The sequence below is a fragment of the Acinetobacter sp. UBA3025 genome, from assembly GCF_002367915.1.
Taxonomy (GTDB): Bacteria; Pseudomonadota; Gammaproteobacteria; order Pseudomonadales; family Moraxellaceae; genus Acinetobacter.
Genome location: NZ_DFDO01000092.1, coordinates 1 through 6847, shown reverse-complemented (window position 1 = coordinate 6847; position 6847 = coordinate 1). Strand labels below are relative to the sequence as shown.

Annotated in this window: 9 protein-coding genes; all 9 read left to right on the top strand. The window is 39.3% G+C overall.

Annotation, left to right across the window (positions count from 1 at the left end):
* Positions 1-565, top strand: a 565-nt coding sequence (locus tag B4J23_RS03585) for a DUF4126 domain-containing protein (protein WP_291358777.1), incomplete at its 5' end; no start/stop codon positions are given.
* Positions 566-760: 195 nt separating this feature from the next.
* Positions 761-967: a hypothetical protein gene (locus tag B4J23_RS03580; protein WP_034705268.1), complete on the top strand. Its 207-nt coding sequence runs from the start codon at positions 761-763 to the stop codon at positions 965-967.
* 128 nt (positions 968-1095) lie between these two features.
* On the top strand, positions 1096-1317 hold the full coding sequence (locus B4J23_RS03575) for a hypothetical protein (RefSeq protein ID WP_004785142.1): 222 nt from the start codon (positions 1096-1098) through the stop codon (positions 1315-1317).
* 149 nt (positions 1318-1466) lie between these two features.
* Positions 1467-1715 (top strand): DUF6868 family protein, encoded by a 249-nt coding sequence (locus B4J23_RS03570; RefSeq protein WP_291358776.1) that lies wholly within the window; start codon positions 1467-1469, stop codon positions 1713-1715.
* A 124-nt stretch (positions 1716-1839) separates the two neighbouring features.
* Positions 1840-2553 (top strand): SIMPL domain-containing protein, encoded by a 714-nt coding sequence (locus B4J23_RS03565; protein ID WP_005237113.1) that lies wholly within the window; start codon positions 1840-1842, stop codon positions 2551-2553.
* Positions 2554-3299: 746 nt separating this feature from the next.
* Positions 3300-3755 carry a hypothetical protein gene (locus B4J23_RS03560; protein WP_180004015.1) on the top strand — a complete coding sequence of 152 codons (456 nt, stop codon included), beginning with the start codon at positions 3300-3302 and terminating at the stop codon, positions 3753-3755.
* A gap of 87 nt (positions 3756-3842) precedes the next feature.
* Complete coding sequence (locus tag B4J23_RS03555; RefSeq protein ID WP_291358775.1) at positions 3843-4508, top strand: pseudouridine synthase; 666 nt, start codon at positions 3843-3845, stop codon at positions 4506-4508.
* 568 nt (positions 4509-5076) lie between these two features.
* Positions 5077-6021, top strand: a complete 945-nt coding sequence (locus B4J23_RS03550) for a hypothetical protein (protein WP_291358774.1) — start codon at positions 5077-5079, stop codon at positions 6019-6021.
* Between the two features lie 236 nt (positions 6022-6257).
* On the top strand, positions 6258-6653 hold the full coding sequence (locus tag B4J23_RS03545) for a ribonuclease E inhibitor RraB (protein WP_004785133.1): 396 nt from the start codon (positions 6258-6260) through the stop codon (positions 6651-6653).
* The last annotated feature ends 194 nt before the right edge of the window (positions 6654-6847 follow it).

Below are 6847 nucleotides of genomic sequence, written 5' to 3'. Positions count from 1 at the left end.
CGGTTTATGTATCGGTATCGGCTTGAGTGCAGCTTGTGGTTTCCGTGTTTTTGTGCCTTTGCTGGTGATGAGTATTGCCGCATTAATGGGCTGGTTTGAACCGATGACCGGTTTTGAATGGTTAGCCACGCCGGCAGTCTGTCTGGCTTTAGCCATCGCGACCCTCTGTGAAATCGCTGCGTATTATATTCCCTGGGTGGACAATGCCATCGATACAATTGCAACGCCTGCTGCCATACTGGCCGGAACTCTGACAACGATGGCTGCCAGCAATGGAGAAATGTCCCAGTTTGCAGCTTGGGCCGCAGCGATTATTGTCGGTGGCGGAACAGCAGGGGCCGTGCAAATGAGCAGTGTTGCAGCACGCGGACTCTCAACTGCTACCACAGGCGGTGTTGCGAATCCGGTACTCTCAACCGGAGAATGGATCGGAGCTATTCTGTTATCCATTCTGTCATTGCTTTTGCCAGTGCTAGCTGCCTTGCTGGTTGTAATGCTAGCCATCATGGCAATTCGCTGGATACGTCTAAAAAAGAGAAACAAGCTAGAAAATTCCGCCTTATAGGAATCAGATAAATAAATATTTATCACTCATTCTTAATGAAATATTTGCTTAAAGAAAGGCCCTCATCTTGTTCATTAAATTGCTTGATTTTTATTCAAAAAAGACATAATTTTATTATGGGATTATAAAGGCATAATTTTTGTATGGTTTTATTTGTGGTTGAACTTTATAAAAACAATATTAGGGGAACTATAAATGATTAAATTTATTGTAGATGAACAAGAGTCTGCCCAAGGCGTGCACTATATTCATAACGCAACTGAAGGCTGTGAAGACCTGCCAGAATTTGATAACCAGATTCTGATTGGATATTTTGCTAATTATGATTTGGCTTATAAACGGGCAAGAATGAACTGGCCGAGGGAAAAAGTAGAGGGCTGTCATAAGTGCTGTACAGAATGAGATTTATAAATATATTGAGTGTCATTTAAAACTTGCTATACAGTGGGTTTTATCATTTATTCTGTTTGAAAATTGATCAATTTGACCCCATTTAAAATTATAGATTTATCATGTTTAGGGCTGCTCAATTGCAACATTATCTTGATCTCAATCATGACTCGGGTGTGGCCAATTATGAGATTGGCAATGAGTTTATTCGGGTTCAATTCAAGAAAACCTCGAAAGTGTATACCTATAGCTATAGCAGTGCTGGCTATCAGCATGTGGAAAATATGAAACAGCTGGCCCAGTATGGCGATGGCCTAAATGCCTATATCAATCATCATACCCGTCATCTGTTTGTACGCTAAAAAGTGATCGCTGGAAGTTAGAACTGAAACTTTTAGCTCAAAATATTTAAACCATTTCTCTTTAGATCACAGATACAAATCAGTAGTTCCTGAAGATTTGATTGATCTGTTAACTTAATGATAGATGGCTCTACAGGCAGGGAATCACTATGGATCTCGATTTCTGGTGTCGGTTTTTACTTTATACATTGGCTTTGAATTACAGCATCTTAATGCTCTGGTTTTTGCTGATTGTCTTTGCACGAAACTGGGTAAAACGATTGCATGGTCAATGGTTTCAGCTCTCAGATTCGACTTTTGATGCCATTCACTATAGCGGCATGGCCATCTATAAAGTCGGGATATTCCTGTTCAATCTGGTTCCGCTGATAGCCATATATTTGATGGGGAAAAGTTAGGAGATAAAACTTTCCAAAGTTCCAGGAATAAATAAAACTGATAGTCACTTCAGCATTACACGGAGCAGTTTAAGGCTTAAAATGCTCGAAACAGAATAACAATATGAAAAAGGAGTTCGGATCAATGAATCAGTTTAAACCCGCCTTGATTTTAGGTGCTTTAATCGGCTTGGGAATGATTATTGCCGGATTCATTCTGGGCAATAGTGCAGTCAAAATTAAACAGTATGAGCGGATTGTTTCGGTAAAAGGGCTATCGGAACGTGAAGTGAAAGCCGATGTCGCCGTCTGGCCCATCCGTTTTAGTGGTGGTAGTCAGGATCTGACCGAACTGTATGACACTATGGAGCTGCAAACCCAGCAAATTCAGGCTTTCTTAAAAGGTGAAGGTTTTAAGGCAGAAGAAATTACCACCGGTTCTCCAGTCACTACAGATAAATATGCCCAGCAATACGGCGGTGATGCCAATGTTGCCTTACGTTATACCGCGCATCAGACCATTACGGTTTATACCCACAATATTGATGCAGTCCGTGCAGCGCAAACCCGTCTGGTCGCTCTGGGTAAAAAGGGCATTGCTTTTGGTGGTGATGATTCCGGGCAAAGAACGGAATATATCTTTACCAAATTGAATGACATCAAACCAGCCATGATTGAAGAAGCCACGCAAAATGCCCGCAGTGTGGCAGAAAAGTTTGCCGCGGATTCTCAAAGCCGTCTCGGGAAAATCAAGACTGCCAATCAAGGTTTGTTTAGCATTGAGGACCGTGACAGCAATACGCCTTATCTAAAGAAAGTTCGTGTGGTTTCTACAGTGGATTATTATCTGGCTGATTAAATGGCTGGAAAGCTGAATAGAGGGGTCTAAAAAATTTAGAGCAGAATGAGGTTTTACATGAAGATAAATTCCAGTAATTCTGCTCTTTCTGCAATAAAAGATCTTTATTTTGAGGTGAAAGGTAAAAAATTCTTCTTCAAATATATTTAAAGAAAAATATTTTCAAAAATCGGGAAAATTAAAAAATCTTAGGAAATTAATTTTGCCGCAGCTTGGCTACTATATATCTCAAGGGTGTGATGGGATCGAAAAGAGTAGCATGCTGTGAGTGGCGCAAAACGCGAGTGCAGTACGAACCCAAAAGGTCTCGATTCGGCTTAGGACGCTATAGACCAAAAGTTTATAGGCTATAAGATCATTTCTTACAAAGAGTGATAGTTGAAGTAAACCATCAAGATGTTTTCCCAACACCCTCAAAATTTTCTCCTCTCATAAAAACAATCTTCTCCTCCAAACTGTTGAACACCTTCCCTACCCAGTCACTTATATTCTTCCTAAATAGCTGTAAATTCATTTGAGATTCAAATAAATACTATTTTAATCACATATCTAATCTATTTTATTTACAGCCTATAGCTTTCGACTATTTTATGTTTAAATACTACTCTAATGTCGCTGGTTGTTTATAAGTATTTGATATAAATAATTTAAAGTATAATATGTTTAATATTTGCTCACAAATTATATCCTTGAAAAATAAAACAGAATGCTATGATAATTTTGCATATAAGAAAGGGGCACGTCCCATGAAAAAATATGAATTAGAAATCAGTTATCCGCATCAAGAAGAAGACGAAGCAGAGCAGCTAGGCAGCTTATCGGCAGAAGAAATTCTCTCTACTTTCAAGTCCATTAACTGGCAACAGTTACGGGTTTTACAATTACAGATGCAAGCCGCCATTACCACTTTTACCGTAACAGACTCCGATGCTGAACAGTCGATTCAGATCACACTGAATGAACTGGCGCCGTCAGGTCAGCTTGAGTTCAGGCTGGAAAGTGATATTGAAGTCGAAGCTCAACATAAAATTCTGGGACTGTTTAGCCTGAAGAACAAAGACTATGTGTCATTTCGCAATCTGACTATGTCACAGGTTCAGCAATATCTTATGGCATTTTTAAATGAAGATCTCGACAGTCTGAAAACCCAGTATCAGTCGGGTCATTCAGTATCTCCCATCAGTGCAGCGTCCAAAGCTTAGTCAGGCACTGATTCTGTAACAGGGCTGGATTGACAGTATTCCCTGACATTGTTATTTTGCGCGTTTTCTCCTGAATGCTTAAAGCACATGCCTATTAACGACAACTTTGTCTACGCGCCGCCTCAAGACCCATTGCATATTCTGTATGAAGATGATGATCTGGTCGTCATTGAGAAGCCGGCCGGTTTGTTGTCTGTTCCGGGACGTTTGCCTGAGCATCATGACAGTGCTTATTTACGGGTACTAGAGCGTTATCCGAATGCCAAAATTACCCATCGTCTGGATATGGCGACGTCTGGCATCCTGATGTTTGCCAAACATCGCGATGCTGAAGTGGCAGTCAGTAAAATGTTCCAGGCACGTACAGTCAGCAAGCACTATATTGCGCTGGTACAGGGAGAAATTCAGACCGAGGGCAGTGTCGATGTACCTTTGATTACTGACTGGGAAAATCGCCCTCGGCAAATGGTGCATTTCGAATTGGGTAAAGCTGCCAAAACACTGTATCAACGGCTGGAATATCAGCCTGAGCAAGACATCAGCCGGGTATTGCTAACACCAATTACCGGACGTTCACATCAGCTCAGAGTCCACATGCTGCATATCGGTCATCCGATTACGGGCGATAAAATCTATCATCCGGAACCAACGAGTAGTCCTTTAAATCGTATGGCCTTGCATGCCAGTGAACTGACTTTTACTCAACCCTTGAGTGGTCATAAAGTTGAAATTCTTGCACCTGCACCATTTTAGTAAAATTTAAGCATTCAAAAAATGAATATGGATTCTGATAAATGTTTAAATTTCAGTAAGCTGCAACAGAAATGTCAGAATTTATTTCAATTATCGGAAAATTATGGAGTTGAATTTAAGCAGTTTTCTAGAAAAATTATGTTCTGAATCATGTCTTATCAAGTGATGATCTTCTGAAATTAGAAATGTGTACCCGGAAAAATTTCAGGAATCATTTAAGGAGCTTTATCACTTTATTTTTAGTTTAACTGTTTGATCTGTCTATTTTTATTCAGTTTTTCTCAATATTTACAGTCTATCTGAGGTTCATCCTTATAACTTTTGATATAAAAATAAAAACTACTCTAATCGATTATCACCAACAGATTCATTTTAAGTAAATTGATAGGCATAAAAATATTAAGGTTTTATAGGTGAAAAATCATTTAAAAGATCAATTATATTAAATGTTTATGGTCATTTTTTATCTTTGATTCTCATCATTAAATTATGCAGAATAACTTTAAAACATCATAAATTTTTAATTTTTTAGTGCCTATATATGGTGCAAGGGGTAAGGGACAGGATGATGCTAAGTGGCGCGCTCTTTGTTCTCGCAAGTGTTTTAATCATTGTATTGCTACGGGTATTCAATAGCCTGAAATTATCAAGAAACAATATTCAGTCTTTACAGGAATATCTGGATCATTCACGCAGTAAATTGGCTGATTATGAAACACAAGTTGATGAATTAAATTATGAAATGACCCAGCTACGGATGCAACTGGGAAGTGCCAGAACTGAACTGAATAAATATAAACAATATCAGGATATCTGTGACATCGAACAATACATTATTAACCGCAGCTTGCAGGCCGAAAATTTCGTAGAAGTAACCAAGCTTGATGCTTCCATCATGCTGGATGATCTCAAAGCCTATATCGCTCAGGTCAAAGCATATTTACAGAATTTACAGACTCAGGCCGAAGCTGATATTGAGCGACAGGCCCGAAAAGCTTTACAGGCTTATTATCAACAGGCCAAAGAACAGCAGCGACTGCAAGAAGTAGTTGAAGCTCTCGAGCATAAGATCAAGGGCTATCAACATGGTTTTGATCTGCCGGTCACGCAGCTTCTGGATCAGCTCATTAGTGGCTACAACGATACTGATGCAGCTCGGCATTTACTGACTATCAGAACACAGATTGAACAGGCCAAAGAACAGCAGCAGGTGGTCAGCTGTAACTATGTTGATGAAGACCGTCGAAAGAGCACCATTGCGATTTTGAGTCTGGCATTTAATAGCAGGGCAGAATTCTATTTGTCCCAGTTAAATACTCATAATCTGGGTGAAACGCTGCAAGCCCTGAAAGATGATTATCGCCTGATGAACTATAAAGGACAAAGCTTGAGCCAGGCCATGATTCAGGAGTCTTATCTAAACTTACGTCTGGAAGAGCTTAAATTCGCCGCCATTTTACTCGAGCTTCGACAGAATCAAGTGTCTGAGCCATCTGCAGTGATCGCTTCCTAACTACAATTAAAAAATCCAGATCAACCGATGAAATTTTTTAATCTGCAGATTGATATGCAGGTATTTTTAATTAGATGAAAATGCAGCTTTTTTTTTCAAATTCTTAAATTTATATTGATAAAATTCAGTTGGTTATTTAGAGAAATTCAATTTTTTTTCATATTCTGTACTCGATAATTCAAATAAAATAAGTTAAGCTGAATCGAATAATAAAACATCATAATAAGGATATCTCTATGGCACGCGATTATGACAAATTCCCTGACGATGAAAATGGTCATGTACTGTGGCAAATGTATCAGGATGGTGATGATCTGCAGGACGACCATGAAATAGAATTCTCGATAGCCTTTAATAGTGAAGAGCAGGCTGACCGCTGTGCATTGCATTTACTCAAAGAAGAACAAAAGATAAGCCTATATCAGGATGAGGAGAGCGATACGCTGGAATGGACAATTACCATTCATGTCTATATGCAACCTACCTATGAAAATATTGTCGATCTGGAACAATGGTTTACCAGAATTGCTGCTGAATTTCAGGGTGAATATGATGGCTGGGGCTGTATGGCCTATGTTTACGATGATGAAGATGACCCGGAAGAAGGTGAAAGCAAACTGCGTAGCAGCTAATCAAAATTTCCTTATTCAAGCCCGGTTAAGCCGGGTTTTTTTATGGCCTGCGGTATCGGTCGGTTCAACTGTAGTTTTTTGTTATACATCCTATAAAATGGATAGATAACAATTATATTTAGGCCGTACAGTATGTTGGGCAGTTATTTAAATACTGAGGCCGACGAGATGGGGAGGATCCGTTCGAATAATAA

Bases quoted from the DNA above. Each gene is read 5' to 3' on its own strand.
- B4J23_RS03580 (WP_034705268.1), top strand. From the start codon at position 761: ATGATTAAATTTATTGTAGATGAACAAGAGTCTGCCCAAGGCGTGCAC.
- B4J23_RS03570 (WP_291358776.1), top strand. From the start codon at position 1,467: ATGGATCTCGATTTCTGGTGTCGGTTTTTACTTTATACATTGGCTTTG.
- B4J23_RS03565 (WP_005237113.1), top strand. From the start codon at position 1,840: ATGAATCAGTTTAAACCCGCCTTGATTTTAGGTGCTTTAATCGGCTTG.
- B4J23_RS03560 (WP_180004015.1), top strand. From the start codon at position 3,300: ATGAAAAAATATGAATTAGAAATCAGTTATCCGCATCAAGAAGAAGAC.
- B4J23_RS03555 (WP_291358775.1), top strand. From the start codon at position 3,843: ATGCCTATTAACGACAACTTTGTCTACGCGCCGCCTCAAGACCCATTG.
- B4J23_RS03550 (WP_291358774.1), top strand. From the start codon at position 5,077: ATGCTAAGTGGCGCGCTCTTTGTTCTCGCAAGTGTTTTAATCATTGTA.
- B4J23_RS03545 (WP_004785133.1), top strand. From the start codon at position 6,258: ATGGCACGCGATTATGACAAATTCCCTGACGATGAAAATGGTCATGTA.